Source organism: Phycisphaerales bacterium (assembly GCA_020852515.1).
Lineage (GTDB): Bacteria > Planctomycetota > Phycisphaerae > Phycisphaerales > UBA5793 > UBA5793.
Genome location: JADZAS010000025.1, coordinates 134,217 through 155,005, shown reverse-complemented (window position 1 = coordinate 155,005; position 20,789 = coordinate 134,217). Strand labels below are relative to the sequence as shown.

The following is a 20,789-nucleotide window of genomic DNA, read 5'->3' as shown; positions in this document are numbered from 1 at the left end:
ACTTCAGAAGATGAGTTTACCGCCTGAAAGCTCGTTGCACGTGCCCGGAGAGTGTGCATGCGCGCACTGCGGCCTGCCCGTAGCGCCTTCGCTGCTGCCGCGGCGAGGGTCCGCCGCCGGCGCCGATGAACCGCTGTTCTGCTGCAGCGGATGCCGCTTCGTCCACGCGCTGCTGGCCAGCCGCGAGGCCGATCAGTCCGTCAGTTCAGCCATGCTGCGCATCGGGCTGGGCATCTTCTTTGGCATGAATCTCATGGTCTTCTCGTTCTGCTTTTACGGCGCCGACGCGCTCGCCGGGGCCGCGACATCGACGCGCGCCGATGCGGCACTCGAAGGCCTGTTTCGCTGGCTTTTGCTGCTGCTTGGGTCGGGCGTCATGCTCACGCTGTGGATACCCATAGCGCGCGGCGCCTGGGAAGACCTCCGCCGCGGCAGGCTTCAGGCGGCGCTGCTCATCGCCGGCGGCGCCCTTGCCGCGTACGTCGTCAGCGCTGCATCCGTCCTGCGCGGGGCCGGGCCGCTCTATTTCGACTCCGCCTCGATGATTCTTCTGCTCGTCACCATCGGCCAGTACCTCGAAGCGAAGATGAAGACCGCCGCCGTGCGCAGCGCCGAGGGAAGGCTGCTCAATGTTCCCGATGAAGTCACCATCGAAACTCCCGCCGGAGACCAGACCATCCGCGTCGCCAACGTTCGACCTGGCCAGATCGCGCGCATCGCAGCCGGGCAGGCGATTGCCGTCGACGGGGAAATCGAACGCGGGCACGCGACGATCGACGCGTCGCTGCTGACGGGGGAATCGGAACCTCAGCGCGGCGGTCCGGGCGCCGCAGTGTTTGCCGGCTCGCTGGTGCTCGATGGCCTCATCTGGGTGCGCGCCACTTCGGGCGCCTCCCAGCGCCGCATCGAGACGATCATTCGCCAGCTCCACGACCTTCAGCGCGAGCCGGCTGCAGTTCAGCGCCTTGCCGACCGCGTCGCCTCGCTGTTCATCCCGGCAACCATCGTGCTGGCGCTGGGGGTGCTGACTTTCCAGTGGGTGCGCCATGGCGATCCCGTCGAGGGCGTGATGCGGGGCCTGGCCGTCGCGCTCATCGCCTGCCCATGCGCGCTGGGGCTCACTGCTCCGCTGGTGATTTCCGCAGTCGCATCACACCTGGCGCGCCATGGCGTGGTCGTGCGCAGCGCCCGCGCGCTCGAACTCGCCGCCACCGTCCGCCACATCTTCTTTGACAAGACCGGCACGCTGACCACCGGCGATTTCCGTGTGCAGCGCACGATCCGCCTCGACCCGGCGGTGGAGCCGATCCTGATCGCCGCGGCGCTTGAGCGAGCCTCCAGGCATCCGATTGCGCGCGCCTGGTCCGAGTGCGACTGCGCTTCGCTGCCAGACGTCGCGCAACTCGAACCGATCAGCGGCGTGGGCGTGCGCGGCATCATCGGCGGCCGGCGCTGGTTCATCGGCCGCATCGGGGCGAACGGTTCGGCTGCTGGATCTGCATGCATCGAGCCTCCCCCCGAACTCGACGGCCTTCTGCCCGTCGCGCTCATGCGCGATGATGAACTCGTCGCGTGGTTCGGGCTTGCCGAGTCGATTCGATCCGAGTCCGCCGCCGTGCTGAATGAACTGCATGCGATGCACGTTCAAGCCGAAGTGCTCACGGGAGATTCGCCGGTCCGCGCAGGCCAACTCGCCGAGGCTCTCGCCTTGCCGGTGCACAGTCTGCAGACGCCCGAATCCAAGCGAGAGGCAATCCGTCAGCGCCGCATTGAAGCTCGCGGGCCGGTCGCGTTTGCCGGGGACGGCATCAACGATGCACTCGCTCTGGCCGAGGCCGACTTGGGCATCACCGTCGCGGGGGGCAGCGACCTGGCCCACGCTTCAGGGCAGGTCAGCCTGCTGGAGGGCGATCTGCACCGGCTGACGCTGCTGCTGCGCGCCGGCCGTGTCGCCCGGCGCCGCATCGCGATGGCGCTGTGCTGGTCATTCGCTTACAACACCGTCGGATTGACGCTGGCCGCGCTGGGGATGCTCACCCCGGCGTTTGCCGCCATCGCCATGGTGCTCTCGAGCGCGATCACGATCATCATCGCGTCCCGAACCGTCACACTTCGATCCAATCCCGCTGTCGCCGAGCCTCGCACATGGCGGGGTCCTGCGCTTGGCGCGACAGGCGACCCCAGCGCGCCTCTGAAAGTCCCGAAGGTGCACCCGGCATGACGCTCGCACTCACCTGGCTCGGGTTCTTTATTGCGGGGCTCGCGGGCAGCCTGCACTGCATCGGCATGTGCGGCCCGATTCTCACCGCGATCGCCGGAGTCCAGCGGCCCGCCGAGATCACCGTGAACGGGGTAAGCATCTCACAAACAACGCGGCGTGCGGCGGGCGAGCTGCTCTGGTACCACGCCGGCCGCGTGAGCACCTATGCGCTGCTCGGCGCGGTCGCCGGCGCACTCGGCGCCGGGCTGCGCGAGGCCCTGTGGCTCGGTCAGATCCAGAACTGGCTTGGAGTCGGTGCCGGCGTGCTTGCCATCGTCGTTGGCATCGCGCTGCTCTTCAAGCCTGTAACGAGTTGCGCCGGCGTGTTTGAATCGGGCGCCCCGAGTCGCTCTCTCTCGGCGATCACCGCGCTGCTGCGCGGCCTGGCGCAGCAGAGTTCTCCTACCGCACGATTCCTGCTCGGCGCCGTCATGGGGTTCATTCCGTGCGGTCTCGTGTACGTGATGCTCGCCGCCGTCAGCGCGACGGGTGATCCGCTCGCCGCGGCGCTGGGCATGATCGCATTCGGCCTGGGCACAGTGCCGGCGCTGACCGGTGTGGTGCTGGCCGTGCGCCTGATTCCGATCCGGTGGCGCCGGCACGGCCACCAGGCTGGCATGCTCATGGCGGTCGTCGTCGGCTCAGTCTTCCTCTGGCGATCGTGGCCGACCGCGGCGCGTGCCGAAGCGCCGCTCAGCGAGGCCGCATGCCCGCTCTGCAGTGATGCGCCAGCGGGTGTCGAAGCGTCCGATCAACGTTGACGCAGCGTGCATCAGCTCAGCGGCTCGCGCCCCGACTCATCCCCGCAACGAGTTGCGAACACTGACAGCCTTGCGCGGAAATTTTTGCCACTTGCAGAGATGATCAGGGCCGCTTCCCTGATTGCTCGCGCATCGCATTCGTTTTTATTGACCACCATTGAAAAATGAGTTACTTTGTGCTCAGTCCCACACGACGGTGCACGCCTCAGGCGCCGCGCGATGACGACAGACCCATTTCTACAAAAGGAGTTGACAATGGCGTCTCAGCGATACCTCTATGGCCTTTCCCTTCTCGGTCTCATGTTTGTCTCGGCGGCGACCTCGCCGGTGCTCGCGTTCCCGGATCTCGCCGTGGGCACGAACGGCGACTGCTTCTCCTGTCACACGAGCATCCAGACTGGACGCATGGAACTGCTCAACTTCGCCGGCACGGTCGATCCGGTCGAGATGCAGGGCGTCCCCGATCAGGGTTCGCTCAAGTTCTACTCCGTAGCGCCCGGCGGCAACGTCGGCATGACCATCCGAGCCATCAACGGCGCCAACCAGTACGCGTTTCAGATCACCGGTTTCGACGCGACCGATGTGACGCACGGCGGGACACTCGTGTACACCGACGACCCCGCCTGGCTCGCATATCGCGGCAGTTTCAAGACCTACTTCTGCCGCGCAGACGGTGGCCGCAACGGATACGACTGGGGCACCGGCGATCCGACCAGCGTCACCTACAACATCCAAGTCGATCAGTCGGCGACGCCCGGGTACTACCTGATGCGCTATGCGCTGGCCGGCAAGCAGAACGGCGAGTGGTATCAGGACGAACTCTTCTACCTCGAAGTCACGGGAAGCACCGGCCCGACGCTGACGGTGGACGCCACCTGCCCGTCGGGCGGAGCGATCGTCATCTCGTGGTCCGGAGCGACGCCCGGTGGCCAAGTCGGCCTCGTCTACGCCCGCACCACGGGCAACTTCGTGATCCCCAGCGGCAGCCCCTGTCCCGGCACCCGGCTCGGCCTCGGGCCGAATCAGCTGCAATTGGCGTTCCAGGGGCCGGCCGGCAATAACGGCAGCCGTACTCTCAACGCGAATGCGGGCCCTGGAGTCTGCGGAGGCTATTTCCAGCTCGTTGACGGCGGAACGTGCGCGACGAGCAACGTGGTCCAGGCGCAATAACCTCGCGTTCAAAGAGCCCGGCGACACGCCCAAGTGGCCGTCAGGGCGCCTGACATCCTGCGACGAAGCGCCGCGACGCCTCACTGGCGTCGCGGCTTTTTGCGCGGGGCACGCGCCACAGCGCCAGGCCGCCGGCGTGCGATGAGATACGAAACATCTGCGCTTTCTTCGCTGGTTTGTGCGAGTTTTTTCCGCCTGCGGCACATTCCTGGTGTACCCTAAACTGCCGGTGGATCGGGGGGGCCGTTCGAGCGGATGTGCGGCCGACGAGGCCGGTAATCCTGATGAGGAGAGAGAAATGAACCTTGCGCAACTGCGTATCGGACTGCTCACACTCTGCCTGGCTGTTCTCTCGGCGGCCGGCAGCGCCTGGGCCTACCCGGCGTTCGGCACCGGCGTGGATGGCAACTGCTACTTCTGCCACTCCACGATCGTCAACGACCGCATGGAACTGCTCGACTACACCGGGCTGGTCGATCCTGTTGAGCGCCAGGGCGTGCCCGACCAGGGCGAACTCAAGTACTACTCCGCGCCGGCTGGTGGCAGCGTGGGCATGAGCATGCGCGCCATCGACGGCACCGAGAACTACGCGTTCCAGATCATCGGCTTCGACGACGAGGAAGTGACACAGGGCGGCACGCTCGTCTATGACGACGACCCGGCCTGGCTCGTCTTCCGCGGCGCCAACTGGCCGACCTACTTCGTCCGCGCCGACGGCGAATACGACGGCTACGACTGGGGCACCAGCGACCCGACCCAGGTCACCTACGACATTCAGGTTGATGCCGCCACGCCGCCCGGATACTACCTGCTCCTGTTCGCGCTCGTGGGGCGCGATGTGCAGCGCGACGGCTGGTATCACAGTGAACTGTTCTACCTCGAGGTCACGCCAGGCGGCGGACCAAGCCTCACCGTGAACGCCACCTGCCCAGGAGGAGGTCCCATCATGATCTCCTGGACCGGCGCGACACCCAGCCGCACCGCGGCGTTGATCTACGCGCGCAACACGGGCAGCTTCCGCATCCCCAACGGTTACCCGTGCGCTGGGACGCAGCTGGGCCTCGGCTCGAACCAGATCCAGATCGCCTTCCAGGGCAACTCGGACAGCAACGGCGGTCGCACGCTCAATGCCAACGTCGGCTCGGGCGTGTGCGGCGGGTACTTCCAATTGCTCGACGTGGCATCGTGCACGACGAGCAACGTGGCGCGGGCAGAATAAGCGCCCAACGAACATGCCATTGCATCGGATCGCGGCGCCCGTGCGGGCGCCGCGATGCTTTTTCTTTGCCTCTAGAGCCTATCACCGAATGCTCGAATGCCCGTGTGCCCGGCGCATCGCCGCGACATACCCTTGCATTCACACCTGAACCATCAACATGGAGAGCACATCATGGCACTTAAGGTCGGCGATAAGGCCGTAGCGGTCAAACTCTCACCCGAACCCAAGCAGTGGATTGATCTCGGCGATGAGATCGGCAAGAACAAGATCGTCCTGCTCTTCTTCCCGCTCGCGTTCTCCGGCGTGTGCACCAAGGAACTCTGCACCATGCGCGACAACTGGAGCAAGTGGAGCGGGCTCAACGCCAAGATCTACGGCGTCAGCGTGGACAGCCCGTTCGTGAACAAGAAGTTTGCCGAGGAGAACAAGCTCCCGTTCGCCCTTCTCAGCGACTTCAACCGCGAAGCGGCAAAGGCGTACGGCGTGCTCATGGAAGATCTCATCGGCCTCAAGAACGTCGCGATGCGCAGCGCGTTCGTCATCGACCGCAACGGCAAGGTTGCGTACTCATGGGTCGCCGAGAACCCAGGCATCGAGCCGAACTACGACGAAGTGCAGAAGGCCGTGCAGACCGCGGCGTGAATCGCGCGGCGAAGTGGCCGCACCATCCGATTTCCAGCGAGCCCCGGCGCGCGGCCGGGGCTTTTCTTGCGCAATGATGGGGATCATGCTGCCCGGCGTGGTGTCCTCGGCGTCTCTCGTGCCGTTTCTGCTGCTCGGGGCGTGTCTCATCATCATGACGTGAGATATGCTTGTGCGTGAGTGAGCAGCCGCAATCGGCAAATCCTGGCGTGAAACCGGCGACGCTTGGCGAGCGAGCGTACTGCATCAAATGCGGCTATCGGCTCTCCGGGCTCCCCCAGGATGGCGCGTGTCCTGAGTGCGGTGAGGAATACGACCCGCTCTCGGTGGCGAAAGAGCCGGCGCCGATGACGCTGAACCTGGTGCTGCGCTTCGGCTGGCCGATGGCGCTTTACCTGCTCTTCACGGTCGTGCCAATGACGGGCGTGGGCGACGGCAACTTTGTCCTGCCGTTGTCTCTGATTCTCCTTGGCGCCTCGTTCCTGGCGTGCATCTTCAATGTCCCGATCCAGTTCAGGCTGCTCAACCGTCAGGACATCAACTTGGGCCCGCGCGCTGAGCAGAACCGCCGCCTGATGGTCACGCTTGGCGTGCTGTCGATCCTGTGGCCGTTCCTGGTGTTCGGCGGTTGTGTCTGGGTGGTGATGACGGGCGCATGAGCGTTTCGCTCTCCATTCTGAACGGCGCACAACCGATCAAGACCACGCGAAGCCGCTGCCCCGTGTGCCTGGCAGAGATCGACGCCAGTGTATTCGAGCGCGGCGGCGGTGTGTTCATGACCAAACGCTGCGAGATCCACGGCGATTTCGAAACACTCCTCGCCCGCGATGCGCGGTTCTACTACGACTCGCGCGGCGCGTGCGGCTCCGGCTGCGGATGCGCATCGGCAGAAGCCGGCGCCGCGCGGGCCGCGACGGATCCATTCGACGTGCTGTCCACCTGCGTCGCACTCATTGAGATTGTCGATACGTGCAATCTGACGTGTCCGACGTGCTTTGCGGCCTCACCCCTGGGCGTCGATGAACGCATCGAGTGCATCAGCTTCGACGAGTACGTGCGTTGTGTCGAGCAGGTGCTCACACGCAAAGGTTTCATCGACATCCTGCAACTCTCAGGCGGCGAACCGACCATTCACCCGGAGTTCTTCCGGCTGCTTGAGTGGGCTCTGCAGCGCGGCGACATCGGCTACGTTCTCATCAATACCAACGGCGTGCGCATCGCGCGCGACGGGGCATTTCGCGAACAACTCGGTCGCCTGCGACAACTGCACCGCAAGTTCGAGTTGTACCTGCAGTTCGACGGAACCCAGCAGGCCGGGCAGGTCGAGCTGCGCGGGGCCGATCTGCGAGCCCTGCGCGAGCAGGCGATCGACCTGGCGGGCCGGGCCGGCGTCCCGACCACGCTGGGAATGGTCGTCACCGAGCAGACGCGACGGCATCTGGGCGAGGCGCTGCGATTCGGGCTCGAGCGGCCACACTGCCGGGGCATCACGCTCCAGCCCATGTTCGGCTCCGGTCGCGTGCCGGCCGTCGAGACGTCGCTGCCGATGGCGGGTCACGCCCACGAACCGATCTCCGTCGGCGATGTCATCGTCGATCTCGTCAGCCAGAGCGCGGGGCAGTTGACGATCGAAGACTTCACCCCCCTGCCGTGCGGCGATCCGAACTGCCACACGATGAGTTACCTGATCCGCACCGACAGCGGGCCGGTCGGCCTGAGCCGGTTCATCGACCTCGCATCGCTTCAGGGATTCCTGTCCAATCGGCTCGACTACCGGCTCGAAGATCTCGCGCAATGCGGCTGCGAGAGCGAGCCGCTGGGCGCTGTGCTCAAGCAACTCGAGATCGGACCCGATCAGCCGTTTCGCATCTTCATCAAGCCGTTCATGGATGCGTGGACGTTCGACCAGGATCGGATCGACCGCTGCTGTACGCACGTGATCCGGCGCGACGGCAGACTCGATTCGTTCTGCCGGTACTACCTCAGCGGGGGCCGGGCGGCGGAGGCGGCGGGCGCGGCGAGTGCATTGCGATGACCTTTGGCGGCGCGTACAGCGTGCTCATGATCGCCGGCATTGTGCTCGGAGCGTGGCTGTGGAGCCGCATCACCGGGCAGCAGCGCCGGCGGGATCCGCGGCTGACGATCATTTACATCGCCGCATTGCTCGGCGCGATCATCGGCGCCAAACTGGCCTTTCTGCTCGCTGAAGGATGGCATTACCGCGACAACTGGCTTGCGCTGCTTACGGGCAGGAGCATCACCGGCGGCCTGCTCGGCGGCTACGCCGCAGTGGAGTTCGTCAAGTGGCGCACTGGTTATCGCCAGGCGACCGGCGATGCGTTTGCCCTCATCGTGCCGATCGGATTGATGCTCGGTCGCCTGGGCTGCTGGATCGAAGGCTGCTGCCAGGGCGCTTTATGCGCCGAGCACTGGTGGTCGCTCAACGACAGCGCGGATCTGTCGCGCTGGCCGGTCGTGCCGCTGGAGATCGCGTTCAACGCCACATTCTTCACGTGGGCTCTCGCGGCGCGGCGGTTCAGGTGGCTGCGCGGCAACCAGTTTCACGTGTACCTGATCGCCTACGGCTTGTTCCGGTTTGTGGAAGAAATCGCGCGCGACACGGCGCGAATCGGCGAGACGCCCTTCAGCGCGTATCAAGTGATTGCGCTGGCGATCGCCGTCTTTGGGATCGAGCGGTTCGTGCGGCGCGCGAAGGAAACACGCGAGGCGTCGGCGAAGCGGCCCATGGTCAGCAGCGTCAGATGACCGCGGCGCCTGCGCTCGATTCGTCGTCGGTGATCAGCATGAGCACGTACCATCCGAGCGTCACGAGCAGTCCGAAGTCGCGCATCTTCCGGGCCTGGCCGTGGACCTGCACGTTGCCGGTGCGGCGGACGATTCCGAAGGCCGTTTCGAAGCCGATGAGTTCGAGGCCCTGGTCATCGGTGAAGACGAAGCGCCGCGACCAGAAGCCCGCGCGCTGCCAGCGGTACCGCGCGCCGTCGCTGGTCGTGAGCACGCCGCTGGCGTTCCAGCCGAATTCGAGAACTGCGAGATCAGTTTCGGATGATGCTTCGCGCACGGTGACGCGGGGGCGCAGGAAGCCGCCGCGCTTGAAGGTCCAGCGCTGATCGCCGTACTGTGCTTCGGCGATGGAGCCGAACAGTCCGCGCCAGCGGATGGAGCCGAGCGTCTCGCCGGCATCGCGAAGTTCATAGGCCCGCTTGAGACCCTTGGCCGGGATCCAGCGGAGCGTCGATGGGCTCTGTTCAGTCTTCTTGCGCGGCATGGCCGGGATCCTCCTTGCGGACAGGGTAGCAGGCTGCGGTGCCCTCAGAGCAATGAAGTTAGGCATGCGGGCTGCTATGCTTTTGCTGTGGATGGAAGGCCCATCGGGTCAATTCTCCACGCCGGCGCTTTTCATGTAGCATTAGGATGTAGTCCGGGAGAGCACACAGCGCTCCAAGCGTTGGGATTACCAGCGGATAGAAGGAGCGGACGGAGTGCGTAGGCGGATCCTGCTCAGTGTAGCGCTCGCGGGCGTGACGACATGGCTTGTCGCGTGGGGGCTGGCCGTCTGCATCCCGATGCAAGGCTTGCCCTTTGAGCAGGCGACTTCTCCCATAGTTCCTGATCTGAAATGGCGCTGGGTTGTTTCGCACTACCATGCCACAGGATCGTGCCTGCTATCGGCGTTTCGCCAACGGCATCCGCCTCTGTGGTTCAGCGACTATCGCAATGATCCTCCTGTGCTGGACAAAGACGGCACGGAGTGGCGCGCGTTTGCCGAGCGGCTTCCAGCGTGGGCCCCCATGGAGTTCTCGCGCGCCGAGGAGTCGGGCCCGTGGGAAAAGGAAGTCGTGGCTCGCGGCTGGCCCTGGCTCGCATTCCGAGCCGAGATGCTGTCCTTCAAAGCAGAGCCCGACGAAATTGGCGGGGCAATCTCCCTCTCATCGAGGTTCTTCGATCAGTCTCTTCCTTGCTGGCCTCTCTGGAAGGGGCTGCTTTCCAATGTTCTCGTCTATGCGGCAGCCTGGTGGGGTTTGCTCGGAATGCTCTCTTGGTCGCGCGGTCGAATTCGCCGCGTTCAAGGAAAGTGCGCCGCCTGTGGATATCGCTTGTACGGCCTGAAGAGTGACAGGTGCCCCGAGTGTGGCGCGGACGTCTCGCCGTCGGCGGGAACTCCCTCTCCAATTCGCGCCTGCGATTCTCGCGATCGAGCATAGAGCGCACGCGGGATCAACCACGGCGCTTGGAGGTGAATGAGGTGAGGCGGGGCCGACTATGCTTCTAATGCGGATGGCAGCGACCGCACGGCACTGAGCCGAGTGCGTCGCAACGTCCCCGGCAGGGGGCTATGCACGCGCGGCGTGGCAATGACGCGATGGCGCAAGGGTCAGGCGCGAGCCCAAGGGGGTGGGCGCGGGGCGCGAGGGGAGATGCGAGGGCGCAGCGCGATTTCGCATAACCACGCGAGGCGCGAGGGCGGGCCACACACGACGACGCGCCGGCTCAGCGCTCGTCGATGGGGATGTACGGCTGTTCGTGCGGGCCGATGTAGTCGGCCTTGGGTCGGATGAGCCGGTTGCCGTCCTGCTGTTCGATCACGTGTCCGAGCCAGCCGCCGATGCGTGAGATCGCGAACATCGGCGTGAAAAGATCGAGTTTCAGCCCGATGCAGTGGTACGTCGTCGCGGAGTAGAAGTCCACGTTGGGATAGATGCCGCGCGCCGCGACGGCCTGCTCCATGATGTCTTCGATGCGGCGGCTCATCTCGTAGAGATTCGAGTTCCCGGTCTGCTCGGCGAGCTTCTTGCTGAAGTTCTTGAGGAACATGGCGCGCGGGTCGCGGGTCTTGTACACGCGGTGGCCGAAGCCCATGATCTTGTCCTTGGTCTCGAGTTTGTGACGGATGAACGGCTCGACATTCTCGAGCGTGCCGATCTCGTTGAGCATGTGCATGACGCCCTCGTTGGCGCCGCCGTGCAGCGGCCCGCGCAACGCGCCGATGGCGCCGCTGATGGCCGAGTACACGTCGCTGAGCGTCGAGGCGATGACGCGGGCGGTGAACGTCGATGCGTTCAGGCCGTGGTCTGTATGGAGGATCAGGCAGGCATCCAGGGCCCGCTCCATCGTCCGCGTCGGCTTCTCGCCGTTGAGCATGTACATCAGGTTGGCGGCGAACGAAAGCGAGGCGTCGGGCGCGACGATCGGCTTGCCCTGTCGGTAGCGGTCGAACGTGGTGAGGATGGCCGGCATCTTGGCCATCATCGAGATGCCCTTGGTGTGCACGTCGTCGGGTTCGATGGAGTCAGGCTTGGCATCCCACAGCGAAAGAGCGCTCACGCCGGTGCGGAGCACGTGCATGGGCTCGGCGGTTTTAGGGAATGACGTGATGATGTCGATGAGCTGCTGAGGCAGCGCGTACTGGGCGCGAATCTCGCTGACAAAGCCGTCGAGTTCGGTGCGGCTGGGCAACCGGCCATTCCACAGCAGGTACACGGTCTCTTCGAACGTCGAGTTTTCAGCCAGCGCCGCGATGGGAATGCCGACATACTCGAGAATGCCCTTGGCGCCGTCGATGAAGGACATCTTCGTCTCGGCGGCAACGACGCCCTCGAGGCCTTTTGACGCAGTGGATGGTGCAGTAGCGGTGGTCATGGCAACTCCCTGTCCGGAATGAGTTTCAGCCGACGAACGCCCGATCAAAAAAGTGTTGAGGATCGGGAAGGGATACTATGACCGGCCGCGATGGCCCGCAAGCGAAACAAACGCTGCAGCGGAGCAAGAGGTGGCTTTTTCGGGCCCCTGGACGAAGATCAGGGTCTTTTGATCGAGGAAGTCACCGCGCCAGGCGGGCCAGCGCATGATCCCATTGAGCACCGACAGACCGATCCGCCGCACACCGGTGATCAACGTGACGATCATCGTCGTCAACGTCCTCATCGCCCTGGCCGTCGCCGCCTCGGACCAGGTGCTCATGTTCACCGCCGAGCACCTGCGGCTGCTTCCCAAGGTCGCCTGGTACCAGTTGCCGGATGGCTCTCAGGCGGTGCTGGCCCCGCACCTCTGGCAGTTCATCACCTACCAGTTCCTCCACGACCCGCATGGCATAAGCCACATCGCCTTCAACATGCTCTTCCTGTGGGTGTTCGGCAACGCCATCGAGGACAAGATCGGGCACCTGGGCTACCTGTGCTTCTACCTCGCCGGCGGCGTGGCGGCCGGGCTGATGCACTGCCTGACGTCCGACGCGGCGGTGCTCGGGGCGAGCGGCTCGGTTTCGGCGATCACCGGTATCTTCCTGGCGCTGTTTCCCCAAACGCGGATCAAAGTCATCTGGCTGTTTCTCATCATCTCGGTCTACGAGATCCCGAGTCTCTGGTTCATCGGCTTCAGCATCGCCGTTGACATCTGGCGGGCCCTGAGCGGCGGCGGCAACGTAGCGTACTTCGCCCACCTCGGCGGCAACGCGTTCGGCTTTGCGCTGGGAATGTCGCTGCTCTGGCTGCGGCTCGTGCCGCGCGACCCCTACGACCTGCTGAGCATGATCAACCAGTGGAATCGGCGGCGGCAGTTCCGGTCCGTCACAGATCGCGGCTACGACCCATGGGCCGGGCGGCGCACCGGAGGCAAGAGCCCCTTTCGGCAAGGGAACGACAAGCCGCGCAAAGACTCGAGCCCCGCGCCAGCCGCGCCGCCTGAAGAACAGGCGCAGCTCGAAGCGCGGCAGAGAGTCGCCGATCTGGCGATCGCCGGCGATCTGGACGCAGCGGCCAGGCAGTACCTGGAGGCGACACAGCGCTGGCCGGGCTTCGTGCTCGGCGCTCCCGCTCAACTCGACGTCGCCAACCACCTCTACAGCCGGCAGGATTACGCCGCCGCCGTCGAAGCCTACCGCGCGCTGCTGAGGCAGTATCCCACGAGCGATCCGAGCGGCCGGCTGCGGCTGCTCATGGGCCTGGCGCTGGCAAGATACCTCGATCGGCCCCAGGAGGCGAAACAGCCGCTCCAGCAAGCGATCGAGCACCTTGCCGCCGGTCCTGACCGGGATCTGGCTCACGAACTGCTCGCCGAGGTGGAGAAGTCCTCATAACTCCCGGGAATTCCGCCACTTCCAATCGTGCGGCGGAGTAGTGTTAAACCGGAAATGATCCGATTTACCCGTACCACTGGACGGGAGTCTGCCTTTGTCGCCGCTGGATCGAGCCATCGTGATCGCCGGTCCGTCGTGCGTGGGAAAATCCACGCTCATCGACCGGCTGCGCCATGGTGAACTGCCCGCCCTCGCCGCTGCGCTGCAGCTGGGCGATCCGGAGCGCTGGGTATACCTGACCGCGCGCCGCAGCGCGCGCATGGCCGCTGCCGCAGACGCGCACGGACTGGTGCTTCACTACGATATTCTTCGCCCGCTCATGGAGTGGCGGGTGCGATCCTTTGGCGAGGATCCGGGGCTCGTGGTGGCGCTGACTTCGCCGCAACTCTGCCTGTGCACGATGTGGGGCGATGCCGACCTGTTGCGCCGACACGCGGCGTTCAAGTGCGCCCGGCGCGCCACCGGAGAATCCACTGGGGTCTCTGCGCCGGTCCACTGGTGGATGCGAAACCGCCGCATGAGGACCATCCGTGCGCGGTACCGCGACGACGACTACATCCACGGCCGCTACGAGCAGTGGCTGCGCTTTGCGCGCTCGATCGAACGTCCGCATGAACATCTCGTCGTCGATGCGTCAGATGCGGCCCGCGCGCCCGTTGAATTGCGGCAATGGCTCGGCGAGCGACATTCAGCCAAGGCCCGAGCGGCGGCCGGATGAGCCAAATCGCGAGCGACGAGTTATCACCATTCCGAATCGCCGCAAGCGCGCCGTCACACCGCAGGGTGCGGGCGGACGCGGTCGGTCTTGGCGGCGGGCAGTTCAGATGAGCCTGGCCGGGCCTGAGCGGACGATGGAGCGACGTGCTCGCCAGGCTCGTGTTCTTTGGGCTGGAGAATGACGCCGGACTGAGCCAGGGGCGTCCACACCTTGTAGATCTTCATGAGCGATTCGAACTGCTCGGAGTAGCCCACGAGTTTGAGCGTGGCCCGCATCGGCCGCGCGCGGCGACTGAGCAGGATGATACCCGCGACCAGACCGCTGTCCACACTGGTGGCGTCCGACAGATCGAGCACGAGCACCTTGTAGCCCTGCTCGAGGGCGTTCTCGCCCCAGCGGACAAGCGCGCGGATGTGGGCGTCGGTGGTCATGTCGGGCAGCGCGCGGAACACCGGCTCCCGCCGCACAAACTGCGGGGCCCGGTCCCTCCATGCCTTGAGCCACTTCAGCATCCGTTGCTCGCTTTCCAACGTCTCGTCGTCGCGGCGAATGCCTCGCCCACGTCAAGGGTATTGTGCATCACCTTGGGCGGCTTTCAAGGCTGATCCCGCAAAGAGGCTGACCCGAGTCCGGTATCGTATGAAAAGTCCGGCTAGTTTGACGGCCGGTGGGAGTGGGAAGGGCCCCGAGACGGCTTATCGTACCTTGCCGTTTGTCCGCGGCGCTGAACCCTTTGGAGTAACTCATGGCCACGCCATTCATTCTCGCCGGGTATCCCGACCGTTTCCCCGGCGTCTACCACCGAATCCGCTTCCTCTGTGGCGACATGACCGTCTTTCTCGATCTGGGCGGCGGCAACACGCACCTGATCGTCCGCAACATCGAACTGCCCCGGGCCCGCCAGGCAGGTCGGGCTCGGCACATCTGGTGCCCGGAAGACCTCGCCCCGGCGGGCGGGCTGGCCAGCGACCGCGACACCTCCTTCGCCCAGGCCGCGGCGGAACTGCTCAGCCGCGAGGGCGTGGCCGAGATTCGGGGCGATTACCTGCTGCCGCTGCTGTTCGTCGATGTGCTCGGCCGGCGCGGCGTCAAGGTGCAGTTCGATCCCGATCTCGGCCGCGTCGATCGGCGAATGAAGGACAACTGGGAAGTGCAGCAGCTGCGCGAAGCGCAGCAGCACACCGAAGCGGCGATCCGCCATGCCTACGAGACCATCGCGCGCGCGGACGTCGTCGATGGCGTGCTCCAGCACGATGGCGCAGCGCTCACGGCTGATCGGCTGCGGTCGATGATCATCATCTTCCTGCTGCAGCGCGGCCTGTCGAATCCGAACGACTGCATCGTGGCGCCGGGGAAAGTCGGCGCCGACTGCCATCACCGCGGCGAGGGCGTGCTGCGCCTCAACGAGCCGATCATCATCGACGTGTTTCCCATGAGCGGCAAGAGCCGCTACTGGGGCGACTGCACGCGCACCATCTGCCGCGGCGCGCCGCACCCGACGCTGTCGATGATGCACGGCCACGTCGTGGAGGCGAAACTTCGGGCGATCGAAGCCTGTCGCGCGGGCCGCAGCGGCGCTGTCGTGCACCAGGCAGTGCTCGACGTGTTCACGCGCGAGAAGTATCACATCGGCATGCCGCCCGATGATGCGCCCGACGACCTCATCTTCTACCCGCACGGCACGGGCCACGGCATTGGCCTCGAATGCCACGAGCCGCCGATTCTCGACCTGCTGTGCGGCGAACTGGTGGATGGCGATGCGCTGACGATCGAGCCGGGGCTGTACTGCAAGGCGATCGGCGGCGTGCGCGTGGAGGACATGGTGATCGCGAGGCCGGACGGGTGTGAGAATCTGAATTCGTTGCCGGAGGGGTTGTGGTGGGGATAACTTTGGCTTCGCCCCGGAGGGGCGCGCGAGTGTAGCCACGGGTGGAGCGAAGCGGGCGCAGCCCCGCGAGCGGAACCCGTGGATAGTTGAGTTGAGGCTCATTCCGCCCCGGAGGGGCGGCGGAGGCGGGCGAGGCGTCGTTCTGTTGGGGAAAGCGCGAGATGCGTCAAATCGCGGGTCGAACCCCTCCGGCACCCCTGCCGGGGTGCTGATGATCGAAGGCACACGTTCCACGGGTTTCGCGATGCTGGCGCATCGCTGCGCCCGTGGCTACAGTCCGCGACCCCTTCGGGGTCGAATACGAGTGCGGCGTTTCGGACTAGAGTCTGGTAGAACGCAGATGCCAGCATCTTCCTCAAACTCTCCCCCGTCAGGCCGCCATCCGTTTCCGATCGATGTCGATCTTTATTGCCAGAATTGTGGCTACAACGTCAGAGGGCTTGTTGAGGGCACCCGATGCCCCGAATGCTCGACGAGCATTCGTTTCAAGTTGCTCCGGTCAAAGGCCACCTGGACCAAATGCCGCATCGCGCTTGCCGCGGCTTGTCCAGTCGTTGTCTTTTCGCTGTTGATCTCGAATGCCGTGCTACTTGAGCAAACAGAGTGGACGGGCCAGATGCCCCATGAGGTGGCAGAATCGTTCATGCGAATCTGGCAGTGCGTCGGCGTCGGTGCGTTGCTGTTGGGCGCCATTCTTTTGACGCAGAAGCGAATTCCCCTGCTGTTGTGGCTGGCCGTGGGGTTTGTACTGCTGGCCTCTGCGGCGGGTTGGTTTCTAAACCGAGTATTGTGGGTGTTGATCTTGATGTCGATATAAGCGCCCGGCTCCCTTCTCCCCGGAGGGGCGCGCGAGTGTAGCCACGGGTGGAGCGAAGCGCGGGCGCAGCCCGGCGAGCGGAACCCGTGGATGGGTGAGTTGAGATTCATTCCGCCCCAGAGGGGCGGCGGAGGCGTCAAGGCGTTACTTGTCGGGCAGCGCGCCAGCGGCGCGACGCTGACCAAACGCTGCGCCCGTGCTACATTCTGTGCTCCCCGAGGTCGAAATCGGACCCTCACCCATGTTCAGCGAGCCGCCCGTTCACAACCTCATTCAGTCGTTGCGGCGATTCGAGTGTGTCGAGGCTGGCCGATCTTCCGCTGGCGCCACGATGCGCCGGAGGATGATCGCCTCGAACCGAAGGCGAGGAGCTTCTTAGAGTGGTTCGAGCGAGCGATCCGCGACGTGCCGGATACTCATCGGTGATGATGATGGCGAACGTGGCGCGCCGGCCACACGCGCTCGAAACTGCACTGGCCGCGCAGCAACGCGCGAGGCCGTGCCGCGCCGCTAACAAAAACCCACCCTCGGCGGAGGGTGGGCGTTGATTCACTTCATTGAGCCTTCTGTGCCTCTTCGTGGCCAGCGCCTTTTACGCGCTGAACGAACTGCCGCAGCCGCAGCTGCTGGTTGCGTTGGGGTTGTTGAAGACAAACCCGCGGCCCATGATCTCGTCCTTGAAGTCAATCGTCGTGTTGTCGAGGTAGATCAGGCTCTTGGGGTCGCAGACGATGCGCACCCCGTGCTGCTCGACGACTTCATCCGTGTCGCGCTCGTTCTCGGTGAGATCGAGGACATAGGAAAAGCCTGAGCAGCCGCCGCCCTTGACGCCCACGCGCAGGCGGATCTTCTCGGCGTCGAGTTCCTGCTGCTCGATGATGGTCTTGATTTCGCGTGCGGCCTTTTCGCTGAGTTGAATGCCCATGTCATTGACCCTTGAGATTTGCCCTGGTGGAGCGGTCCGTCGCTCGGAGCCGCGGCGTCGTCGTCCATTATACGTGCTTGAATCAGTTCGCGTTCGTCTTGCAGGCGATCGCCTCGATCTTGCCGTGCTGGTGGTCGTCGTCGGCCGGCTCGAGGCCGTTCTTCTTCTTGTAGTCGCTCACCGCGGCCCGGATCGCGTCTTCGGCGAGCACCGAGCAGTGAATCTTCACCGGTGGCAGGCTGAGTTCCTGCACGAGTTCGGTGTTCTTGATCGCCACGCCCTCATCGAGCGTCTTGCCTTTGAGCCACTCGGTAGCGAGGCTCGAACACGCGATGGCCGAGCCGCAGCCGAAGGTCTTGAACTTCGCGTCCTCGATGACGCCCTTGTCGTTGACCTTGATCTGCAGTTGCATGACGTCGCCGCACTCAGGCGCGCCGACGATGCCCACGCCGATGTCCTTCTTCTTCTTGACATCAGAGGTGGTGCCGAACGAGCCCACGTTACTGGGCTGTTCGTAGTGCCGGATGACTTTGTCGCTGTATGCCATGTGCTTGCCTTTCAACGCCCAGGCATGACTATGCCCGGGCTTTCAGATCATTCTATCGGTTCAGTGCTGGGCCCACTCGATCTTGCTGATGTCGATGCCTTCCTTGTGCATGTCGTAGAGCGGGCTCATGTCGCGCAGGTGCTTAACGGCTTTGACGACGTGCTCAATGGTGTAGTCGATCTCTTCGCGCGTCGTGATGCGGCCGAGGCCGAAGCGCAGCGAAGAGTGCGCCAGTTCATCACCCACGCCCAGGCCCTTGAGCACGTATGACGGCTCGAGGCTGGCGCTCGTGCACGCCGAGCCGGATGACACCGCGATCTCCTTGATGCCCATCATGAGCGATTCGCCCTCGACGAAGCCGAAGGAGATGTTGGTCGTGTGAGGCAGGCGGCGCGTCGGATGGCCGTTGATCTGCACCACGTCGAGTTGCCGGCTGATACTCTCTTCCAGGTGCTGGCGCAGAGCGAGGAGCCTCTCGCGGTCTTTGTCCATGTCTTTGCTGCAGCATTCGCAGGCAGCGCCGAAGCCGACGATGCCCGGCACGTTGAGCGTGCCCGAGCGGAAGCCGCGTTCGTGCCCGCCGCCATCCTGCTGGGCCACGAGGCGGACGCGCGGCTTGCGGCGGCGAACGTAAAGCGCCCCCACTCCCTTGGGCCCGTAGATCTTGTGGCCGGACCACGAGAGCAGGTCGATGTTGTCGGTTTCAACGTTTGTCGGCATCTTGCCGACCCACTGCGTGGCGTCGGTGTGGAAGATGATGTCGCGCTCATGGCAGAGCGCGCCGATCTCGGGCACTTCGTTGATGGTGCCGATTTCGTTGTTGGCCCACATGATGGAGACGAGGATCGTGTCCGGCCGCAGCGCGGCTTCGATGTGCTCGCGGCGGATCACGCCATCGCGCGGCGGATCGATGAACGTCGCGTCGTAGCCTTCGCGCATGAGCCGCTTGATCGGGTCGAGCACGGCTTTGTGCTCGATGGTGCAGGAGATGATGTGGCCGCGCCCGCTCTCGGCCGTGCGCGGGGCCTTCTCGTACATCGCGGCGGCGCCCTTGATGGCGAGGTTGTTGCTCTCCGTCGAGCCGCTCGTCCAGATGATCTCCTTGGGCGAGGCGTTGATCAGTGCCGCGGCCTGCTCGCGCGCTTTGTCCACGGCCGCCTCGGCCTCCCAGCCGAAGGAGTGGTTACGCGAAGCCGCGTTGCCGAACTTGTTGGTGAAGTACGGCAACATGGCCTCGAGCACACGAGGATCGACCGGCGTTGTGGCGTTGTGGTCGAGGTAAATCGGGAGTTTTACAGGCATTTCGATTCGGTCTCCATCGTTGGCCTGCCGCAGGGGGCTGAGCCGGGCCGGATTGCAGCTTTCTCTAGAATGATTCTAGGGTTCAATCTCTGTACGGCCAACCGGCAACGCGGGTTTGGGGCAGTCTCCGCAGGCTTCGGATCCGGCCGCTGAACGAGCCACGGCCCTATCCCCGACCAGACGCCACTGCAGGGGCGACCAGGTCCACCTGCACGGGCGGCTGGTCAAGCGGCGATTCCAGACCGTGTTCACAACGCATCGGCAGGTCGCGGCGGAGAAACCGCCGGGCGTTGGCCCGGTCGGACCACTCCCCGGGCGCGCGGGTCGGATGGTGCAGGTGATAGACCAGAATGTCGCGCACCGCGACGCGGCCGCTGCCCCCCGCCTGGTACACGCGGCGGCAGAAGTCATCATCCTCCGTACCCCAGGTGTGGTACTGCTCGTCGTGGCCGTTGACCCGGCGGAACATCTCAAGCGTTACGCTGTGGTGCCCGCCGAGCATCTTGGGCTTGTGCGACTTGGTCAGGCGGACGCGCCGAAGGCGCTGGTGCACCATGTAACGCCGGTGCAGGCGAGCGAGTTCGGCGAGTTGCTCGGCCTTGGGTTGGATCACCTGCTCGCCACGCAGCAGAGCGCCGGCGTCGAGCGCCGCCGTCTGCTGGTCCGACAGATAGATTCGGTGAGGCAGGACGAGATCGACGCCTTCACCCAGCCGCGCATGCTGCGCGATGCAGGTGTCGGATGGGTACGTGTCGCCATCAAGAAACAGCAGGCTGCCGGAGGTGACGCCCGCATCAATCAGCGCGCGCACCGCGTTGTTGCGCACCTGCGCCAGGCGCTCGGCGCCGGTGTGCGCCCGGCGGACGTGGCGGATGGACAGGCCGAGCCAGTCGGCGCAGCGGCTGATCATCTGATCGATGCGCTCATCGACGACGTCGCAGGTGACGGTGATGGACGCCGGCGCAACCGTCTGCCGGGCCAGGCCGACGAGAACGAAGTCGAGGTAGCGATCGGTGTGCGTCGGGATGATGACGTGGACAGGAGGCGGCGACGACATGATCGCGGGCAGTGTATGCGCGTGTGGATGGAGGCGGCGGGAGGCGGCTGGACTCAGGGCCGCACGCCGGTCTTGGTCGTCTGGCGCACCTGGGCCAGCGCGTAGATGGCGGCTTCGATCTCGGATGAGCCGACCACGGCGCCGGCGGCCTTGCCTTGCGCATCGGTCCATTCGGCGCGGTAGCAGTCGAACAGTTGCACGAAGCGCAGGCGCAGTTCGTAGCCCAGTTTGGCGAACTCGCGCTGGATGCGCACGAGGCCCGGATAGGCCCGCCCGTCGCGCGTGTGTTCGCAGCCGGTGGAATCGAGAGCGGACCAGCCGGTGCCGTAGAGTTCGTCGATGGAGAGATCAAGAGCGTCGGTCATGGTCCGGCCCTTTCGAGTGGGG

The 20,789-nt window shown here is 64.9% G+C and carries 20 protein-coding genes; 12 read left to right on the top strand and 8 right to left on the bottom strand.

The annotated features are described in order from the left end of the window. Positions 1-10 precede the first annotated feature (10 nt). From IT430_16680 to IT430_16645, 8 genes are all read left to right on the top strand, one after another. A complete protein-coding gene (locus IT430_16680) occupies positions 11-2,221 on the top strand; it encodes a heavy metal translocating P-type ATPase (GenBank protein MCC6909576.1) in 2,211 nt (736 codons plus the stop codon). Then, positions 2,218-3,021, top strand: coding sequence for a sulfite exporter TauE/SafE family protein (locus IT430_16675; protein MCC6909575.1), 804 nt, complete (start codon positions 2,218-2,220; stop codon positions 3,019-3,021). The genes IT430_16680 and IT430_16675 overlap by 4 nt, the downstream gene beginning before the upstream one ends. Positions 3,022-3,276: 255 nt before the next feature. Then, positions 3,277-4,191, top strand: a complete 915-nt coding sequence (locus IT430_16670; protein ID MCC6909574.1) for a hypothetical protein — start codon at positions 3,277-3,279, stop codon at positions 4,189-4,191. A 298-nt stretch (positions 4,192-4,489) separates the two neighbouring features. Continuing rightward, positions 4,490-5,410, top strand: coding sequence for a hypothetical protein (locus IT430_16665; GenBank protein MCC6909573.1), 921 nt, complete (start codon positions 4,490-4,492; stop codon positions 5,408-5,410). Positions 5,411-5,581: 171 nt separating this feature from the next. Further along, entirely contained in the window at positions 5,582-6,052 is a 471-nt protein-coding gene (locus tag IT430_16660; protein ID MCC6909572.1) for a redoxin domain-containing protein, read from the top strand. 176 nt (positions 6,053-6,228) lie between these two features. Then, positions 6,229-6,711, top strand: a complete 483-nt coding sequence (locus IT430_16655) for a hypothetical protein (GenBank protein MCC6909571.1) — start codon at positions 6,229-6,231, stop codon at positions 6,709-6,711. Next, positions 6,708-8,087 carry a radical SAM protein gene (locus tag IT430_16650; protein MCC6909570.1) on the top strand — a complete coding sequence of 460 codons (1,380 nt, stop codon included), beginning with the start codon at positions 6,708-6,710 and terminating at the stop codon, positions 8,085-8,087. Before IT430_16655 ends, IT430_16650 begins: the two co-directional genes overlap by 4 nt. Further along, positions 8,084-8,818 carry a prolipoprotein diacylglyceryl transferase gene (locus IT430_16645; protein MCC6909569.1) on the top strand — a complete coding sequence of 245 codons (735 nt, stop codon included), beginning with the start codon at positions 8,084-8,086 and terminating at the stop codon, positions 8,816-8,818. Before IT430_16650 ends, IT430_16645 begins: the two co-directional genes overlap by 4 nt. Here the strand turns inward: IT430_16645 and IT430_16640 are convergent. Then, positions 8,811-9,341, bottom strand: coding sequence for a hypothetical protein (locus IT430_16640; protein ID MCC6909568.1), 531 nt, complete (start codon positions 9,339-9,341; stop codon positions 8,811-8,813). The two genes, IT430_16645 and IT430_16640, sit on opposite strands and share 8 nt — an antisense overlap. A 1,223-nt stretch (positions 9,342-10,564) precedes the next feature. Continuing rightward, positions 10,565-11,713 (bottom strand): citrate synthase, encoded by a 1,149-nt coding sequence (locus IT430_16635; GenBank protein ID MCC6909567.1) that lies wholly within the window; start codon positions 11,711-11,713, stop codon positions 10,565-10,567. A 205-nt stretch (positions 11,714-11,918) separates the two neighbouring features. On the opposite strand from IT430_16635, the gene IT430_16630 reads away from it, so the two are divergent. Next, a complete protein-coding gene (locus IT430_16630; protein MCC6909566.1) occupies positions 11,919-13,148 on the top strand; it encodes a rhomboid family intramembrane serine protease in 1,230 nt (409 codons plus the stop codon). A 118-nt stretch (positions 13,149-13,266) separates the two neighbouring features. Beyond that, positions 13,267-13,866 (top strand): hypothetical protein, encoded by a 600-nt coding sequence (locus tag IT430_16625; protein MCC6909565.1) that lies wholly within the window; start codon positions 13,267-13,269, stop codon positions 13,864-13,866. A 53-nt stretch (positions 13,867-13,919) separates the two neighbouring features. Here the strand turns inward: IT430_16625 and IT430_16620 are convergent, their stop codons facing one another. Beyond that, positions 13,920-14,378 carry an STAS domain-containing protein gene (locus IT430_16620; GenBank protein MCC6909564.1) on the bottom strand — a complete coding sequence of 153 codons (459 nt, stop codon included), beginning with the start codon at positions 14,376-14,378 and terminating at the stop codon, positions 13,920-13,922. 233 nt (positions 14,379-14,611) lie between these two features. Between IT430_16620 and IT430_16615 the strand changes: the two genes are divergently transcribed. Then, positions 14,612-15,754, top strand: a complete 1,143-nt coding sequence (locus IT430_16615; GenBank protein MCC6909563.1) for an aminopeptidase P family protein — start codon at positions 14,612-14,614, stop codon at positions 15,752-15,754. 340 nt (positions 15,755-16,094) lie between these two features. Next, positions 16,095-16,571, top strand: coding sequence for a hypothetical protein (locus IT430_16610; protein MCC6909562.1), 477 nt, complete (start codon positions 16,095-16,097; stop codon positions 16,569-16,571). Positions 16,572-17,163: 592 nt separating this feature from the next. Here IT430_16610 and erpA read toward each other — a convergent pair. The 5 genes from erpA to IT430_16585 form a co-directional block, all read right to left on the bottom strand. Next, positions 17,164-17,496 (bottom strand): iron-sulfur cluster insertion protein ErpA, encoded by a 333-nt coding sequence (gene erpA, locus IT430_16605; GenBank protein MCC6909561.1) that lies wholly within the window; start codon positions 17,494-17,496, stop codon positions 17,164-17,166. A gap of 82 nt (positions 17,497-17,578) precedes the next feature. After that, a complete protein-coding gene (gene iscU / locus IT430_16600) occupies positions 17,579-18,043 on the bottom strand; it encodes a Fe-S cluster assembly scaffold IscU (protein MCC6909560.1) in 465 nt (154 codons plus the stop codon). Positions 18,044-18,103: 60 nt separating this feature from the next. After that, the gene (locus IT430_16595; protein ID MCC6909559.1) at positions 18,104-19,345 is read right to left on the bottom strand and encodes an IscS subfamily cysteine desulfurase; all 1,242 of its coding nucleotides are present in this window, start codon (positions 19,343-19,345) and stop codon (positions 18,104-18,106) included. A 166-nt stretch (positions 19,346-19,511) separates the two neighbouring features. After that, positions 19,512-20,402, bottom strand: a complete 891-nt coding sequence (locus IT430_16590; GenBank protein MCC6909558.1) for a hypothetical protein — start codon at positions 20,400-20,402, stop codon at positions 19,512-19,514. A gap of 53 nt (positions 20,403-20,455) precedes the next feature. Further along, entirely contained in the window at positions 20,456-20,767 is a 312-nt protein-coding gene (locus tag IT430_16585) for a hypothetical protein (protein MCC6909557.1), read from the bottom strand. Positions 20,768-20,789: the final 22 nt, after the last annotated feature.